Here is a 16,368-nt window from a genome sequence, read left to right as displayed (position 1 = left end):
GTCAGCGGCTGCCGCCCGCGCTTCGCCGTGCGATGCGCATCGCCGGCGCGGCTGATTGCTCGGCGCCGCTCGCGCCTTCGATCGCCGGGCGCGGCCGGTTCATGATGTAGGTCCACAGCTGCTCGGCCGCGAGCCCGCGCTTGCGCGCCGACCGGTACAGGCGGATTTCCAGTTCGGTGATCCAGTCCCCGGAGCCCGCGCACACGAGCGTGCCTTTCGCGAGCTCCTTCGCGACGCAGCTTTCGGGCAGCCAGCCGATCCCGTGCCCGGCCACGACCATGCCCTTCAGTGCCTCGGACATGTGCGTCTCGAAGCACCGGTGCAGCGCATACGGCTCGGTCGCATTCAGCAGCAGCATCTCGACGATGTTGCCGAGAAACGCGCCTGACGAATACGCGAGCAGCGGCAGCGGCGCATCGGGCGTGCCCGGCAACTGGAACACGGGCTTGCCGCGCGCGTCGGGCGTCGATACGGGCAGGATCCGCTCGACGCCGAGGGTGACGAACGGGAAGTGGTTCGGGTCGAGTACGATCGGCAACTGCGGATGGTGATAGCCGAGCAGCAGGTCGCATTCACCTTCGACGAGTTGCTGCACGCCTTCCGGCACGTTCACCGCGTTCACGCGCGCGGTCACGTGGCCGACCTCGCCGTTGAGCTGCTTGAGCCATTCGGGAAACAGCGTGAAGACGAGCGTATGCGCGACGGCGAAGCGCACGACCTGGTCGCTGGCCGCGAACTGGTCGTAGCCGTTCACGAGATTGCGCGCCGCATACATGCTGCGCAGGATGTCGGCGGCCAGGCCGCGGAACATCTGGCCGGCCGGCGTCAGCGTGATCGGGTTGATGCTGCGATCGACCAGCTTCGCGTCCATCCAGGTTTCGAGTGCGGCGATTCGTCTGCTGAATGCCGACTGCGTCAGGTGCCGGTTACGCGCGGCACGGGAAAAGCTCTTGGTATCCGCAAGGCTCAGGAAATCTTCCAGCCACTTTGCTTCCATTTCGATCTTCGCTTTTTATAGTCGGGCGCCGGGAGGGCGGCGGCGCCGCTTCGCTGCACGAACCTTCTAGCGTACCGCGCCTCATGCCGGTCGGGCCGATGTTTTTTTTCGATGGGTGTCAGTCGAAATATGCATGGGCGTTGTCGGCGGGATTACGGCTGCATAGCGTTGAGGTGCCGGACCCGGCTAACCGGTTGGTTCATCGCGTCGAACTGCCGGTGCTGCCGCAGACGGTACTTCCCCAGGGCCGGCACGCGCGGTGTGCGTGCCGGCCCGCCTTTCCATTGTTTGGTTCCGGCGGCCGGCGCTCCAGGCGTGCCGTTTTTTTGTGCAGTGCAGATTGCGCATTCGTGACACGCGGGAGAACTATGTTCGTTAGACGCGGCGCAGCATCGGCCGTGCGCGATCGCGGCGCATCGATGCCGCCATCGGCGTCGCGTGCCGCACCGTAATGGTGCGGTTTGCCGCGCGGGCATGCCCGGCGCGGCCCAAAAAGGGGGATATCGCAAGGCACGGTCCTTGCAGAGTAGTCGTTACGCCGGTCCGGCATGCGCAATGCCGGGGAAAACGATCGATGGAGAAAAGATCGATGAAGCCATTCGATGAAATGCTGCAATCCGGCGACATGGTAAGGGCGCCTTACGCGCGCCTGAAGCAATGGCTCGACACGCAGAATCCCGCGAGCCTCGCCCAGAAAGCCCACGACGCGGAGGGCGTGTTCCGCAAGACGGGCATCACGTTTGCCGTTTACGGCGACGCGGAGGCCGCCGAGCGGCTGATTCCGTTCGATATCGTCCCGCGCATCATCTCGGGTTCGGAATGGAGCCGGCTGTCGCTCGGCATCGAGCAGCGCGTGATGGCGCTCAACGCATTCCTCGACGACATCTACCACCGCCAGGAGATCGTGCGCGCGGGCATCGTGCCGAAGCACCTGATCGCGCACAACGAGGCGTTCATTCCGGAGATGATCGATTTCCGGCCGCCCGGCAACGTTTACACGCACATCATCGGCGTCGACATCGTGCGCACCGGCGAGAACGAGTTCTACGTGCTGGAGGACAACGCGCGCACGCCGTCCGGCGTGTCGTACATGCTGGAAAACCGCGAGACGATGATGCAGCTCTTCCCGGAGCTGTTCCAGCAGGTGAAGGTGCGCCCGGTCGAGACCTATCCGCAGATGCTGCGCCAGTCGCTCGCGGCCGTATGCCCGCCGGGCGGCAACGCCGACAACCCGACCATCGCCGTGCTGACGCCCGGCATCCACAATTCCGCGTACTACGAACATTCGTTCCTCGCCGACCAGATGGGCGTGCACCTCGTCGAGGGCAGCGACCTGCAGGTGATCGACGGCCGCGTCGCGATGCGCACGACCGAAGGCTTCCAGCCGATCGACGTGCTGTACCGGCGCGTCGACGACGCGTTCCTCGATCCGCTCACGTTCTGCCCCGATTCGGTGCTCGGCGTCGCGGGGATCATGGACGTGTACCGCGCGGGCAACATCACGATCGCGAACGCGCCCGGCACCGGCATCGCCGACGACAAGGCGATCTACTCGTACATGCCGGAGATCGTCGAGTTCTACACCGGCCGCAAGGCGCTGCTGGAGAACGTGCCGACCTGGCGCTGCGGCGATGCGGACAGCCTGAAGTACGTGCTCGAGCATCTGGACGAACTGGTCGTGAAGGAAGTGCACGGCTCGGGCGGCTACGGGATGCTCGTCGGGCCGTGCGCGTCGAAGGCCGAGATCGAGGCGTTTGCCGCGAAGCTGCGCGCGCGGCCCGCGAACTACATCGCGCAACCCACGCTGGCGTTGTCCACGACGCCGATCCTGACCGAAGCCGGCCTCGCGCCGCGCCACGTCGACCTGCGGCCGTTCGTGCTGGTGTCGGACCGGATCCGCATCACGCCGGGCGGGCTCACGCGCGTCGCGCTGAAGGAAGGATCGCTCGTCGTCAACTCGAGCCAGGGCGGCGGCACCAAGGACACCTGGGTGCTGGCCGACTGAGCCGAAGGCGACCGCGCGCCTCGCCGGGCGAGGCGCGAAACGAACGAAGACGGAGTGGACACGAGATGCTTCTGGGACGTACTGCAAGCGGTCTCTACTGGATGTACCGCTATATCGAGCGCGCGGAAAACATCGCGCGCATCGTCGATGCCGGGCTGCGGATGGCGCTCACGCGCACGTCCGACGCGCCGGCCGAATGGTCGTCGGTGCTCGTCAGCTCGGGCGCCGACGAAGGCTACCGGCAGAAATACGACGCGTATGCGGCCGATACCGTGACCGACTACCTGCTGCGCGACCGCGACAACCCGTCGAGCGTGCTGTCGTGCATCGAGGCCGCGCGCTCGAACGCGCGGATGGTGCGCACGGCGCTGACGCGCGAGGCGTGGGAGAGCGTGAACGGCGCGTGGCTCGCGCTGCGCCGCGCATTCGAGCGGCCGGTGCCGGAAAGCGAGCTGCCGGCGGTGCTCGACGAGGTGAAGCGCGAAACCGCGCTGATCCTCGGCAGCTTCTACAGCACGATGCTGCGCAACGAGATCTTCGATTTCGCGCAGATCGGCGCGTTCGTCGAGCGCGCGGACAACACCGCGCGGATCATCGACGTGAAGTACCACCTGCTGCTGCCGTCGGTGTCGCACGTGGGCACGATCCTCGACAACTACCAGTGGGAGACGATCCTGCGCTGCGTGGCCGCACACCGTTCGTACCGCTGGGTGTACGACGTGCAGTACAAGCCGATGAACATCGCCGACTACCTGATCCTGAACGGCCGCATGCCGCGCTCGCTGCGTTATTGCTACGGGCGTGTCGTGTCGAGCCTGAACCTGCTCGCGAAGGATTACGGCGTGACACACCCGTGTCACGACACGGCCACGAAGATTCTGCAGATGCTGTCCGATACCTCGGTCGAGCGGATCTTCAAGAGCGGACTGCACGAGTTCCTGACCGACTTCATCGGCCGCAACAACAGCCTCGGGCTCGAAATCGCCCAGGCCTACAACTTCGACTGAGACTTGCCATGCGACTCGCCATCCGACACATCTCGCGTTATCAGTTCGACGATCAAGCCACCCATGCGCTGCAACGGCTGCGGCTGCGCCCGCAGTCCGGGCCCGGGCAGACGGTGCGCGCGTGGCAGGTCACGATCGACGGCGTCGAGCCGACGCTGTCGTACGCCGACGGGCTCGGCAACCGGATCGACCTCGTGCGTCACGACCGCGGCGCGAAGGCCGAGATCGTCGTCGTCGCGGCCGGCGTCGTCGAGACGCAGGACCGCGCGGGCATTCTCGGCAATCCGGAAGGTTATGCGCCGCCGTGGATCTTCGAGCGCGAGACCGCGCTCACGAAGGCGGGCGACACCGTGCGTGCGCTCGCGCAAGCGCTGCCGATCGAGCCGCGCGGCCTCGACGCACTGCACTGGCTGATGACGGAAGTGCACGGCCGCATCGCATACGCACCGAACCTGGCCGCCGACGCGCCCGTCGATGCGGAAACCGCGCTGCAAAACGGCGAGGGCACGAGCCGCGACCATGCGCACGCGTTCATCGCGGCCGCACGCTCGCTGAAGATTCCCGCACGCTATATCTCGGGCTACGTGCTCGCCGACAGCGCGATGCAGCGCATCGCCGACGCGAAGCAGAACGCGGGTGACGACGAAGACGAGGAAGCGCTCGCGTTGCAGAGCGGCGAGGGCATGCAGCAGGTGCTCGGCGCGTCGCATGCCGCGCAGTCGCAGTCGCAGACTCAGTCCCAGGGGCAGTCGCAGGCGGCGCTCGGCGCGCAGCCGCAAGCCGCCGCGCTGATGCAGCAGCCGGCCGGCCATGCGTGGGCCGAGGCTTATGTCGAAGGGCTCGGCTGGGTCGGGTTCGATCCGTTCATGAACCGTTGCCCGGACGAGCGCTACGTGCGCATCGCGGTCGGCCTCGACTATCGCGACGCGCAGCCGGTGACGGGACTCGGTGCGACGGCCGTGGGCGTCGAGATCAGCGTCGTGCAGACGCCCGAACTCGTCTGACCCGACGCGCGCTTTCGCCGAATCCGCCATGCCGGGCCGCCGCGTCGATAGCGACGCGGCGTGCGCGGCCGGCCCAACCCGAATCGAGCTCCCATGTCCATTCACGTCGCGCTGCATCACACCACCCGCTATCGCTACGACCGGCTCGTCAACCTCGGCCCGCAGGTCGTGCGCTTGCGGCCCGCGCCGCACTGCCGGACGCCGATCCTCGCGTATTCGATGACGGTCGAGCCCGCGCAGCATTTCATCAACTGGCAGCAGGACCCGTTCTCGAACTATCTCGCGCGGCTCGTGTTTCCGGAGCGCACGGAGTACTTCGAGGTCGCGATCGATCTCGTCGCCGAGATGTCGGTGTACAACCCGTTCGACTTCTTCCTGGAAGCGAGCGCGGACCAATACCCGTTCAGCTATGACGACGCGCTGAAGACCGAGCTCGCGCCGTATCTCGCATGCGATCCGCAGACGAGTGCGTCGCCGCTGTTCCGCGCGTATGTCGACGGCGTCGACCGCACGCCGGCCGGCACCGTGAACTTCCTCGTCGCGCTGAACCAGCAGCTTCAGCGCGACATCGGTTATCTGGTGCGGATGGAGCCGGGCGTGCAGACGCCCGTACAGACGCTGGAACTCGCATCCGGCTCGTGCCGCGACAGCGCGTGGCTGCTCGTGCAGCTTTGCCGCCATCTCGGCATCGCCGCGCGCTTCGTGTCGGGCTACCTGATCCAGCTCACGCCGGACGTGAAGTCGCTCGACGGCCCGAGCGGCACGTCGGTCGACTTCACCGACCTGCACGCGTGGTGCGAGGTCTACCTGCCCGGTGCCGGATGGATCGGCTTCGATCCGACGTCGGGCCTGCTCGCCGGCGAAGGGCATATCCCGCTCGCGTGCACGCCGCAGCCGACGAGCGCCGCGCCGGTCGAAGGGCTGATCGACGAATGCGAGGTGTCGTTCGAGCACGAGATGGCGGTAACGCGCGTGTACGAATCGCCGCGCGTGACGAAGCCGTATACGGAGTCGCAATGGGAGGCCGTGCGCACGCTCGGCACGCAGGTCGACGGCGCGCTGGCGGCCGGCGACGTGCGGCTCACGCAGGGCGGCGAGCCGACCTTCGTGTCGATCGACGATCGCGATGGCGCTGAATGGAACACCGATGCGCTCGGCCCGACCAAGCGTGGTTATGCGACCGAACTCGTGCAGCGGCTGCGCGCCGAATACGGCGACGGCGGCTTCCTGCATTTCGGGCAGGGCAAGTGGTATCCGGGCGAGCAGCTGCCGCGCTGGGCGCTGTCGATCTTCTGGCGCGCGGACGGCCAGCCGGTGTGGCACGATCCGTCGCTGTTCGCCGACGAGCGCGAGCCGTCCGCGCATACGACCGACGACGCGAAGCGCTTCATCGATGCGCTGGCCGCGCGGCTGAACCTGACCGGCGAATTCATCCGCCCCGGCTACGAGGACGTCTGGTATTACCTGTGGCGCGAACGCCGGCTGCCGGTCAACGTCGATCCGTTCGACTCGCGCCTCGACGACGAGCTCGAACGCGCGCGGCTGCGCAAGGTGTTCGAGCAGCAGCTCGACAGCGTGGTCGGCTACGTGCTGCCGGTCAAGCGTACGGACGACGCGGGGGGGGGCCATCGGCCGGGCCTCGACGGCCCGCGCTGGGAGACGGGCCCGTGGTTCTTCCGCGACGAGCGGATGTACCTCGTGCCCGGCGATTCGCGGATGGGCTATCGGCTGCCGCTCGATTCGCTGCCATGGGCCGCCCGCGCCGATCATCCATACCTGGTCGAGCGCGATCCGTTCGCGCCGCGCGCCGCGCTGCCGGAAGCCGCCGCCATCCGCGCGCGCTATACCGGCCCGGCCGATGCGCCGCGCTACCTGTCCGGCGTGCATCGCGAAGCGTCCGCGCAGACCGTGATGCAGTGGCGCAACGACGACACGGCCAACGGGCGGCATGCCGCGCATGCGCACGATCCGCAGCGCCGGCCCGAGCGCTTCGAATCGGCCGCATGGATCACACGCACCGCGCTGTGCGTCGAAGTGCGCAACGGCATCCTGTACTTGTTCATGCCGCCGCTCGCCGCGCTCGAGGATTATCTCGACCTGCTCGGCGCGATCGAGCTGACCGCGCACGCGCTCGGCGTGAAGCTCGTGCTCGAGGGCTATCCGCCGCCGCGCGACGCGCGGCTGAAGCTGCTGCAGGTGACGCCCGATCCCGGCGTGATCGAGGTGAACATCCATCCGGCCAGGAGCTTCGACGAGCTCGTCGATCAGACCGAATTCCTGTACGACGCCGCATGGCAGTCGCGGCTGTGCAGCGAGAAGTTCATGGTCGACGGCCGCCACGTCGGCACGGGCGGCGGCAATCACTTCGTGCTCGGCGGCGCGACGCCCGCCGACAGCCCGTTCCTGCGCCGCCCGGACCTGCTCGCGAGCCTGATTGCGTACTGGCACAACCATCCGTCGCTGTCGTACCTGTTCTCCGGGCTGTTCATCGGGCCGACGAGCCAGGCGCCGCGCGTCGACGAGGCGCGCAACGATCAGCTCTACGAACTGGACATCGCATTCGCGGAGATCCAGCGCAACAAGCTGCTGTACGGGCAGGACATGCCGCCGTGGCTCGTCGATCGCGTGCTGCGCAACCTGCTGATCGACGTCACGGGCAACACGCACCGCAGCGAGTTCTGCATCGACAAGCTGTATTCGCCCGATTCGTCGACCGGCCGCCTCGGCCTGCTCGAACTGCGCGCGTTCGAGATGCCGCCGCATGCGCGGATGAGCATCGTGCAGCAATTGCTGCTGCGCGCGCTGGTCGCGCGTTTCTGGGCCGTGCCGTACACGACGCCGCTCACGCGCTGGGGCACCGCGCTGCACGACCGCTTCATGCTGCCCGCCTTCCTTCAGATGGATTTCGACGACGTGCTGGCCGAACTGCGCGATGCCGGTTTCGCGTTCGATCCGGCATGGTTCGCACCGCACTTCGAATTCCGTTTCCCGCTGTTCGGCCAGATCGCGGTGAACGGGATGCAGCTGTCGCTGCGCGGCGCGCTGGAGCCGTGGCACGTGATGGGCGAGGAGGGCGCGCCCGGCGGCACGGTGCGCTACGTCGATTCGTCGGTCGAGCGGCTCGAGGTGCGCGTGACGGGGCTGAACGACAACCGGCATGTCGTGACGGTCAACGGCCGCGCGCTGCCGCTGCAGCCGACCGGCACCGTCGGCGAATACGTCGCGGGCGTGCGCTACAAGGCGTGGTCGCCGCCGTCGGCGCTGCATCCGACCATCGGCGTGCATGCACCGCTCACGTTCGACATCGTCGACACGTGGCTGCAGCGCTCGCTCGGCGGCTGCCGCTATCACGTCGCGCATCCGGGCGGGCGCAACTACGCGACGTTCCCCGTCAATGCGTACGAGGCCGAGAGCCGCCGGCTCGCGCGCTTCGTCGAGATGGGGCACACGCCGGGGCGGATGGATGTGTCGGCCGCCGCGCCGAGCCGTGAATTCCCGTTCACGCTCGACCTGCGGCGGCCGTGACGGGCAGATGAAGGGGGGACGACGATGCGCGGTTCGCGACCTCCCGGCGCGCCGGCCGATCGCGGCCCCGCCGGAATGCTAGGATGCGGGCAGATCGCGGCCGCGCGCCGCGGCCCGCCGCTCGTGCGGCGGCGTGCATGCGCGCCCGTACCCTGACGACGAAACGACACCGTGCAGCCCATTCACTCCGACCATCTCGCCGACCCCGACGCGATGCCCACGCTTTTCGATACCGGCGCGCAGCCGGACGCCGCCGAACTGGCCGCCGCGCTCGCGGCGCCGGCGGCCGCCGGCCGTTATGACGAACTGCGCGGCAGCGCGGCCGGCCTGAACGCGCCTGCGCTCGCGCCCGCATGGCGCAGTTTCTTCACATCGATCGGCAGCGACGGCGTGGCCGACCTCGATCGCCGCGCCGATGCGCTGCACCGGCGCATGCGCGAGAACGGCCTGTTCTACCAGTTGCACGAGCAGCGCGCCGGCGACGGCGCGGCCGGCCCGTGGTCGCTCGACCTGCTGCCGCTGATCGTCACGCCGGAGGACTGGGTCGCGATCGAACGCGGCGTGCTGCAGCGCGTGCGGCTGCTCAACGCGACGATGGCCGACCTGTACGGGCCGCAGACGATCCTGCAGCGCGGGCTGCTGCCGCCCGCGCTCGTGACCGGCCATCCGGGCTACCTGCGCGCGATGCGCGGCGCGCGCGTGCCGGGCGACACGTGGCTGCACGTCGTCGCGTTCGATCTCGCGCGCGGCCCGGACGGGCAGTGGCGGATCGTCGCGCAGCACACGCAGGGCGCGGCCGGGCTCGGCTACCTGCTCGAAAACCGGCTGATCGTGTCGCGGCTCTTTCCGCGCGGGTTTCGCGGGCTGCGCGTGCAGCGGCTCGCGTCCGCGTACCGCGCGCTGCTGCAGAGCATGCAGGCGCTCAGCCCGGCCGCCAAGAATTCGCGGATCGTGCTGCTGACGCCGGGGCCGCACAGCGCGACGTATTTCGAGCATGCGTATCTCGCGCGCTACCTCGGCCTCACGCTCGTCGAGGGCGGCGACCTGACCGCGCGCGACAACCGCGTATTCCTGAAGACGCTGCGCGGGCTCGAACCCGTGCACGGCATCCTGCGGCGCGTCGACGATGCATGGCTCGATCCGCTCGAACTGCGGCCCGATTCGATGCTCGGCGTGCCGGGGCTGCTGCAGGCCGTGCGCGCGGGCAACGTGCTGCTCGCGAACGCGCCGGGCTCGGGTTTCCTCGAATCGCCGGCCATGCTCGGCTTCATGCCGCGTCTCGCGGAAGGCTTGCTCGGCGAAACGCTGACGCTGCCGGCCGTGCATTCGTGGTGGTGCGGCGAGGCGGCCGCGTGCGACGACGCGCTGCCGCAGCTCGCGCGCGGCATCGTGAAGGCGTCGTATCCGGCCGACGTGCAGGCGGGCGGCCCGTTCGATCCGGTGATCGGCGCGCGGCTCACGCAGGCGCAGCTTGCCGACTGGCGCGCGCGGATACTCGCGCGGCCCGAACACTACACGGTGCAGGCCGACCTGCCGCTGTCGCAGGCGCCGACCTGGCCGGGGCACGGCACGCCCGAAGGCAACGGCGGCGCGCGCATCGTGCCGAAGCCGCTGCTGCTGCGCGTGTTCGCGCTCGCCGACGGCGCGCAGCGCTGGCGGCTCCTGCCGGGCGGGCTGTCGCGGGTCGGCACGCGCGACACGCTGTTCAACGCGCCGATGCCGCGCGGCGGCAGCACCGTCGATACGTGGGTGATGACCGAAGGCATCGTCGATTCGACGACGCTGCTGCAGACGCACCTCGGCCCCGACGATCTCGTCGAGCGGCCGCGCGCGATCGCGAGCCGCGCGGCCGAGAACCTGTTCTGGCTCGGCCGCTACACCGAGCGCGCGACCAACCTGATGCGCCTCGCGCGCGCCGCGCTCGAACGGCTGCGCGGCGAGGACGACGTCGACAGCCCCGCGCATCTGGAGCTGCTCGACACGCTGTGCCGCGACACGGGCCTGATAGCGGCCGATACGCCGAACGCGGTCGATGCGCCGCGCGCGTTCCAGCACGCGCTCGCGACGTCGTTGACGCGCGGCGCCGATCGCACGTCGGGAATCGCATCGTGCCTGTTCGGGATGCGCGGCGCCGCCGCCGCGATCCGCGAACGGCTGTCGAGCGATCAGTGGCGGCTGATCGACGACGCGACGCAACTGTTCGCCGACAGCGCCGACCATCCGGAAGCCGACGAGCAGATCGGCAACGAGGCGCTGCAACTGCTGGAACGCCTCGGCCTGCTGCTCGGCGCGATCACGGGCGCGCAGACCGACCACATGACACGCGACGACGGCTGGCGGCTGCTGTCGATCGGCCGGCAGATCGACCGGCTGGACTTCCTGTGCAGCGTGCTGAAGTTCGCATTCGACGAAGGCGCCGTGTACCGGCAGGACGGCTTCGAGCTCGTGCTGGAGCTGTTCGACAGCACGATCACGTTCCGCTCGCGGTTCCAGCGCGGCTTCGACGTCGCGCCGCTGCTGTCGCTCGTCGTGCTCGATACCGACAACCCGCGCTCGCTCGGCTGGGTCGTGCAGGCGCTGCGCGGCCGGTTGGCGAAGGTCGAGCGCAGCGAGGGCTATGCACTGTCCGAACTGGCCGAGACGATTCCGAACGTGCCCGCGTGGTCGCTGCACGAGCTGTGCGAAACCGCCGACGGCGGCCGGCACGACAAGCTGCTCGATCTGCTCGACGCGACGGTGAAGGCGGTCTGGGAGCTGTCGAACCGGATCGGCGAGCGTTATTTCAGCCACGTGCGCGAGGCGGGCAGGACGTTATGGTGACGACGAAAGGCACGACGAAAACGCCGCCCGGTTCCGGCAACGGACGACAGGCAGCGGCACCGGCCGCGCCGGCCGCCCCCACCGCCATTGCGCACGGCCGATTGCTGCGCGTCACGCACGATACCGAATACCGTTACGCGGCGCGCGTCGAATCGGCACAGCACCAGGCGCGCCTGCAACCGCTCGCGACGCCGCGCCAGCAGGTGCTGTCGTTCTCGCTCGACATCCAGCCCGCGCCGGAATCGATCTGCACGGAGATCGACGCGTTCGGCAACGCGCGCGCATCGTTCGCGCTGAACCAGCCGCACGACGCGCTGCTCGTGCGCAGCCGCAGCACGGTGCGCGTGACGCCGCCCGTGTGGTCGCTCGGTGCGCGCGGCGAGCCGCCGCCCGCGATCGCGCATCCCGACGGAAAGCACGCGACTGCTTGGGAAGCCGTGCGCGACCGCTTGCGGTTCCGCGCGAGGCAGCCTTACGACGCGGCGAGCGAATTCGTGTTTGCTTCGCCGCATGTCGCGTGCGACGCCGAACTCGCCGCGTATGCGGCCGCGAGCTTCACGCCGCAGCGGCCGCTCGTGCAGGCCGCATGGGACCTGATGCGGCGCGTGCACGCCGATTTTGCGTACATGCCGAACAGCACCGACATCACGACGTCCGCACTCGATGCGCTGCGATTGCGCAAGGGCGTCTGCCAGGATTTCGCGCACGTGATGATCGGCGCGCTGCGTTCGCTCGGGCTGGCCGCGCGTTACGTGAGCGGTTATCTGCTCACGCAGCCGCCGCCCGGGCAGCCGCGGCTGATCGGCGCCGACGCGTCGCATGCGTGGGTCGACGTGTACGACCCGGCGTGGCCCGAGGACAACGGCTGGCTGCAGCTCGATCCGACCAACGACCGCGCGCCGGGCGACGACTACGTGATGCTGTCGATCGGCCGCGACTATGCGGACGTGACGCCGCTGCGCGGCGTGATTCGCGGCGGCGGCGCGGATCAGGAGCTGAAGGTCGGCGTGACGGTCGAGCCGCTCGACACGCCGTGATGTCGTGCGATGCCGCCCGCCCGGGCGATTCGCCGTTTAAGTCTTCGTTAATTCTGCACGCCTAGCATGATCGTGCCGGCGAACGGATCGAGCTTCGGTCCGGCGCCGGCGGCACGCGCGGGTGCGTCGACGTCACGGCGCCGCGCCGTCGCGCCTCGCCATTCCCCAGCAACGGCGACAGATCATGATCAAGAACTTCGACTACACGCTCGGCAGCGAGACGATTGCGCTCTGCGCGAGCTTCGGCGCGGGGCCGGCGTTGCGCCGCGTGCTCGTGAGCCGCGCGGATTCGATGGAAACGCTGGTGGTGCTCGACGCGCGCGGCCTGTCGGGCCTGCTGAAGGTGGCGACCGAAGAGCCGGAAGGGCTGCTCGACGACGCGATCCGCAAGGTCGGCGACGAGCAGCTCGTCGAGCGGGCGATCAGCGGCAGGACGATCGTCGAAACCGCGCTTTGATCGCGCGGCGCGGCGCGTGCCGGCATCTATGGCTGCACGCGCCGCGTTGCTTTGCGTTGTGTTGCGTCGATTACGCGGCGAACCGGTCCGTCGCCGCGAGCAGCGCCTGCAGGATCCCCGGCTCGTTGTACGCGTGCCCGGCGCCGGGCACGATCTCGAACGTCGCTTCCGGCCACGCCTTCGACAGTTCCCATGCGGTGCGCGCAGGCGTTGCGATGTCGTAGCGGCCTTGCACGATCACGCCCGGAATGCCGGCGAGGCGATGCGCGTCGCGCAGCAACTGGCCTTCTTCGACGAAGCCCTTGTTGACGAAGTAGTGGTTTTCGATCCGCGCGAACGCGAGCGCGTAGTGACCGTCCGCGAAGTGCTCGGCGAGCGCCGGATCGGGCAGCAGCGTGATCGTGCGGCCTTCCCAGATGCTCCATGCGCGCGCGGCTTCGAGCTTCGCGGCTTCGTCGTCGCCCGTCAGCCGGCGATGGTAGGCGGCCATCAGGTCGCCGCGCTCGGCCTCCGGAATCGGTGCAAGGAACGCTTCCCACAGATCGGGGAACAGCCACGACGCGCCTTCCTGGTAGTACCACAGCAATTCCGCGCGACGCATCGTGAAGATGCCGCGCACGATCAGCGCGCTCACGCGTTCGGGGTGCGTTTCCGCGTACGCGAGCGACAGCGCGCTGCCCCACGAGCCGCCGAATACGAGCCATTGCTCGGCGCCGACCATCTCGCGCAGGCGTTCGATGTCGGCGACCAGATGCCACGTCGTGTTGTTCTCGAGGCTCGCATGCGGCGTCGAGCGCCCACAGCCGCGCTGGTCGAACAGCAGGATGTCGTAGCGCTCCGGGTCGAACAGGCGGCGATGATCGGGGCTGCAGCCCGCGCCGGGGCCGCCGTGCAGGAACACGGCGGGCTTGCCGGCCGGGTTGCCGCAGCGCTCCCAGTAGATGCGATGGCCGTCGCCGGTGTCGAGGTGGCCGTGGGCGTGGGGTTCGATCGGTGGGTACACAGGCAGGCTCCGGGTGAGGGTCGACAGGAGGCGGACGAGGCGCGGGCCGGTGTGCGGGCGGGGCACGGTACTGGGGATATTGCGGCGCCGCAAAAAACTCGTTGCGTGGGCATCGGACCGGCCGCCGCCGGACAAGGCTTGTCATTATGCCCATTCGCCGCCGCTGGCGTCGGCTCGCCAGACGGCGCGCCGTCGCCGGTATCCGCTCCGGGATTTTTGAAGCAATTTCATTCCGATATTTTTCATACAAAATCCCGGCGGCATATCGGTGCGCCGAATCGGGGCGCCTGCCTATCTCCTGCTTCTTTACCGTGCCAACGGGAACCAGCCGATGAACCATCGCGTCACGCAGTTGACCGGGTTGCGCGCCGTCGCGGTGTCGATGGTCGTCGTCGGCCATGCCGAGCATGTGCTGCCGGGTGGCTACACGGGCTGGTACGCGCCGTTGCGGCTGATCGCCGACGGCCGGCTCGGCGTGCTGATCTTCTTCGTCCTCAGCGGTTTCCTGATCACCAACGTGCTGCGCGCCGAGTTCGCGCGCACGGGCGGCATCGCGCTGACGTCGTTCTACGTGCGCCGCGCGCTGCGGATCTGGCCGGCCTGTTATGTCTATCTCGCGGCGGTCGCGATCGTGGCCTTCGCCGGCTGGTTCGACGTCGATCGCCGGCAGTGGCTGTATGCCGCGCTGCACCTGTGGAATTACTCGGCGTGGTTCGGGCTGACCGGCGACAACGCGCTGCATCCGGACGGCGCGTGGTATCTCGGCCATTTCTGGTCGCTCGCGCTCGAGGAGCAGTTCTACTGGTTCTGGCCGCTGCTGTTCGTGTACGGCGTCCGCCGCGGCGGCACGCGCTGGCTTGCCGCGTTGATCCTGATCGTGCCGCTGGTGCGCGCCGTCACGTATTTTGTTGCACCGGCGCTGCGCGGGCAGCTCGGGATGATGCTCCACACGGGTGTCGATCCGATCCTGATCGGCTGTTATGCGTCGCTCAACCGCGAACGGCTCGAGGCGTGGATTCGTTCGTGGCGCGGCGAGACGCAGATCGTGACGGCGATCGTCTTCATCGTGCTGCTCGGCATGCCGCTCGCCGAACATCGGCTCGGCGGCTTCTGGAATGCGACGTACGGCGTGACGCTCGAAGCCGCGCTGATCGCGATCGTGATCGTCGTGCTGAATTTCCGCGGCGAGTTCTGGTGCGCGCGCTGGTTGCGCGCGCGGCCGGTCGTGTTCATCGGCACGATCTCGTTCAGCCTTTATCTGTGGCAGCAGCCGTTCGCGAACCCGGACCTGCCGGTCGCGCATGCGTTTCCGCTCGGCATCGTGTGGGCGCTGCTGGCCGCGACGGCTAGTTATTTCCTCGTCGAGAAGCCGTTCCTGCGGCTGAAGGATCGTTATACGGCGCGCGAGGCGCGACGTGTGCGCGATGACGCACTGCGGATGCCGGCGCCGACCGATGCGATCGGGCCGAAGGTGGTGGAGTAGGTGCGTGGGGCGCAGTCTTACTTGAAGCGCTTCATCGCGGCGGGCGAATACCAGAAGTTCCGGAACATATCGACCCCGTACGACTTGCCGTCGTAGTGGACGATCGTGCGCGCGGTGCGCTTGCCCGTCTCCGCGTAATCGCGGTCCTTGCGCTGCGTCCCGGTGATGTGCGCTGTGATCGACAGATCGGCGAAGCCGTGGCTCGACGTCTTCTCGACTGCAATCGTCATGCGGGCATCTTCGCTGCTCGCGTCGCCGACGCCCGGGCCGCAGGCTTCGCCCTGGATGCTGACCCACCCGTAGAGGTTGGTGCCGAACACTGGACGGATGCGGTTGCCGTCGCGCACCCATAGCGTCAGTTCCTCGCTCGCGTCGGCATCGGGGCAACTCGGCCCGCGCGCGGCGCTCGTGAATACGACCCCGAACGCGCGCACATCCGGCGATAACCGGTAGGGCGCCGTGTCGATGCGATAGCTGTTCTCGCCGATTTCCGTCGCTGCATCTTCCTGAACCACCGACCGCTCGGCCGCCACGATCTTGCCACCCTCGACGAGCGCAACGACTTGCAGCTTGCTGCTTTCGTCCGGGTTCTTGCTTTTCGGAAGCGAATCGAACGCGACGGCCGCGATCGTCGTGCCCGGCTCGTTCGGCATGACCTTGCATGCCGACGCGACGACGAGCCGGTCCGCGTCGCGCGTGGCGATGCGTGCGCTTGCGATGCCGGCCCAGCGGGCGACGGCTGTGACGGTGTCGTCGCCGCAGGGTTGGCTGTCGGTGGCGTAAGCGGTGGAAGCGGCGGCGAGCGCCAGCAAAGGAATGAGGCGACGGATTGTCATGGTCTCGATGGGGAAAGGTTATTTCGCAGATTTTCTGGGGGCGTGGGGTAGAGCGTCAGTGTTCGGCTGCGGATTCAACCCGTCGATGCAACACACTTGAGGCTGCATAGCAGCGAGGAGTGTTGCAATGAAACAGAGACGGCGGATCTACTATACAGACAGCCAGAAAGCGCTAATGTGGGAGCGCTGGCGCA

11 protein-coding genes are annotated in these 16,368 nt (G+C 68.3%); 8 read left to right on the top strand and 3 right to left on the bottom strand.

Annotated features, from left to right (window positions below):
• Position 1: 1 nt before the first annotated feature.
• Positions 2 to 997 (bottom strand): LysR substrate-binding domain-containing protein, encoded by a 996-nt coding sequence (locus GD429_RS37710; protein WP_152864994.1) that lies wholly within the window; start codon positions 995 to 997, stop codon positions 2 to 4.
• Between the two features lie 589 nt (positions 998 to 1,586).
• Between GD429_RS37710 and GD429_RS37705 the strand changes: the two genes are divergently transcribed.
• The 7 genes from GD429_RS37705 to GD429_RS37675 all read left to right on the top strand — a co-directional run bounded on the left by GD429_RS37705 (position 1,587) and on the right by GD429_RS37675 (position 12,852).
• Positions 1,587 to 3,002, top strand: a complete 1,416-nt coding sequence (locus GD429_RS37705; protein ID WP_193727315.1) for a circularly permuted type 2 ATP-grasp protein — start codon at positions 1,587 to 1,589, stop codon at positions 3,000 to 3,002.
• Positions 3,003 to 3,067: 65 nt separating this feature from the next.
• Positions 3,068 to 4,009, top strand: a complete 942-nt coding sequence (locus GD429_RS37700) for an alpha-E domain-containing protein (protein ID WP_152864990.1) — start codon at positions 3,068 to 3,070, stop codon at positions 4,007 to 4,009.
• 8 nt (positions 4,010 to 4,017) lie between these two features.
• A complete protein-coding gene (locus GD429_RS37695) occupies positions 4,018 to 5,013 on the top strand; it encodes a transglutaminase family protein (protein WP_152864988.1) in 996 nt (331 codons plus the stop codon).
• 93 nt (positions 5,014 to 5,106) lie between these two features.
• Positions 5,107 to 8,538: a DUF2126 domain-containing protein gene (locus tag GD429_RS37690; RefSeq protein ID WP_152864986.1), complete on the top strand. Its 3,432-nt coding sequence runs from the start codon at positions 5,107 to 5,109 to the stop codon at positions 8,536 to 8,538.
• A 213-nt stretch (positions 8,539 to 8,751) separates the two neighbouring features.
• On the top strand, positions 8,752 to 11,358 hold the full coding sequence (locus tag GD429_RS37685) for a circularly permuted type 2 ATP-grasp protein (protein ID WP_152865025.1): 2,607 nt from the start codon (positions 8,752 to 8,754) through the stop codon (positions 11,356 to 11,358).
• Positions 11,352 to 12,395, top strand: coding sequence for a transglutaminase family protein (locus GD429_RS37680; RefSeq protein ID WP_152864984.1), 1,044 nt, complete (start codon positions 11,352 to 11,354; stop codon positions 12,393 to 12,395). The genes GD429_RS37685 and GD429_RS37680 overlap by 7 nt, the downstream gene beginning before the upstream one ends.
• 184 nt (positions 12,396 to 12,579) lie before the next feature.
• Positions 12,580 to 12,852 (top strand): hypothetical protein, encoded by a 273-nt coding sequence (locus GD429_RS37675; protein WP_034179800.1) that lies wholly within the window; start codon positions 12,580 to 12,582, stop codon positions 12,850 to 12,852.
• A gap of 70 nt (positions 12,853 to 12,922) precedes the next feature.
• On the opposite strand, the gene pip is transcribed toward GD429_RS37675, so the two are convergent.
• Entirely contained in the window at positions 12,923 to 13,855 is a 933-nt protein-coding gene (gene pip / locus GD429_RS37670) for a prolyl aminopeptidase (protein WP_321575121.1), read from the bottom strand.
• A gap of 331 nt (positions 13,856 to 14,186) precedes the next feature.
• On the opposite strand from pip, the gene GD429_RS37665 reads away from it, so the two are divergent.
• The gene (locus tag GD429_RS37665) at positions 14,187 to 15,338 is read left to right on the top strand and encodes an acyltransferase family protein (protein ID WP_152864982.1); all 1,152 of its coding nucleotides are present in this window, start codon (positions 14,187 to 14,189) and stop codon (positions 15,336 to 15,338) included.
• Positions 15,339 to 15,355: 17 nt separating this feature from the next.
• Here the strand turns inward: GD429_RS37665 and GD429_RS37660 are convergent, their stop codons facing one another.
• A complete protein-coding gene (locus GD429_RS37660; protein ID WP_152864980.1) occupies positions 15,356 to 16,174 on the bottom strand; it encodes a multidrug ABC transporter ATPase in 819 nt (272 codons plus the stop codon).
• Positions 16,175 to 16,368: the final 194 nt, after the last annotated feature.

This window comes from Burkholderia sp. BE17 (assembly GCF_009362305.1).
Lineage (GTDB): Bacteria > Pseudomonadota > Gammaproteobacteria > Burkholderiales > Burkholderiaceae > Burkholderia > Burkholderia pyrrocinia_C.
The sequence above is the reverse complement of the archived record's forward strand: the minus strand, read 5'-3'. Positions and strand labels throughout refer to the sequence as shown.

What these genes read in the sequence shown, in the direction of transcription:
- GD429_RS37675 (WP_034179800.1), top strand. Translation starts at nt 12,580, where the DNA reads ATGATCAAGAACTTCGACTACACGCTCGGCAGCGAGACGATTGCGCTC.
- GD429_RS37700 (WP_152864990.1), top strand. Translation starts at nt 3,068, where the DNA reads ATGCTTCTGGGACGTACTGCAAGCGGTCTCTACTGGATGTACCGCTAT.
- GD429_RS37665 (WP_152864982.1), top strand. Translation starts at nt 14,187, where the DNA reads ATGAACCATCGCGTCACGCAGTTGACCGGGTTGCGCGCCGTCGCGGTG.
- GD429_RS37690 (WP_152864986.1), top strand. Translation starts at nt 5,107, where the DNA reads ATGTCCATTCACGTCGCGCTGCATCACACCACCCGCTATCGCTACGAC.
- GD429_RS37695 (WP_152864988.1), top strand. Translation starts at nt 4,018, where the DNA reads ATGCGACTCGCCATCCGACACATCTCGCGTTATCAGTTCGACGATCAA.
- GD429_RS37685 (WP_152865025.1), top strand. Translation starts at nt 8,752, where the DNA reads ATGCCCACGCTTTTCGATACCGGCGCGCAGCCGGACGCCGCCGAACTG.
- GD429_RS37710 (WP_152864994.1), bottom strand. Translation starts at nt 997, where the DNA reads ATGGAAGCAAAGTGGCTGGAAGATTTCCTGAGCCTTGCGGATACCAAG.
- GD429_RS37705 (WP_193727315.1), top strand. Translation starts at nt 1,587, where the DNA reads ATGAAGCCATTCGATGAAATGCTGCAATCCGGCGACATGGTAAGGGCG.
- GD429_RS37680 (WP_152864984.1), top strand. Translation starts at nt 11,352, where the DNA reads ATGGTGACGACGAAAGGCACGACGAAAACGCCGCCCGGTTCCGGCAAC.
- GD429_RS37660 (WP_152864980.1), bottom strand. Translation starts at nt 16,174, where the DNA reads ATGACAATCCGTCGCCTCATTCCTTTGCTGGCGCTCGCCGCCGCTTCC.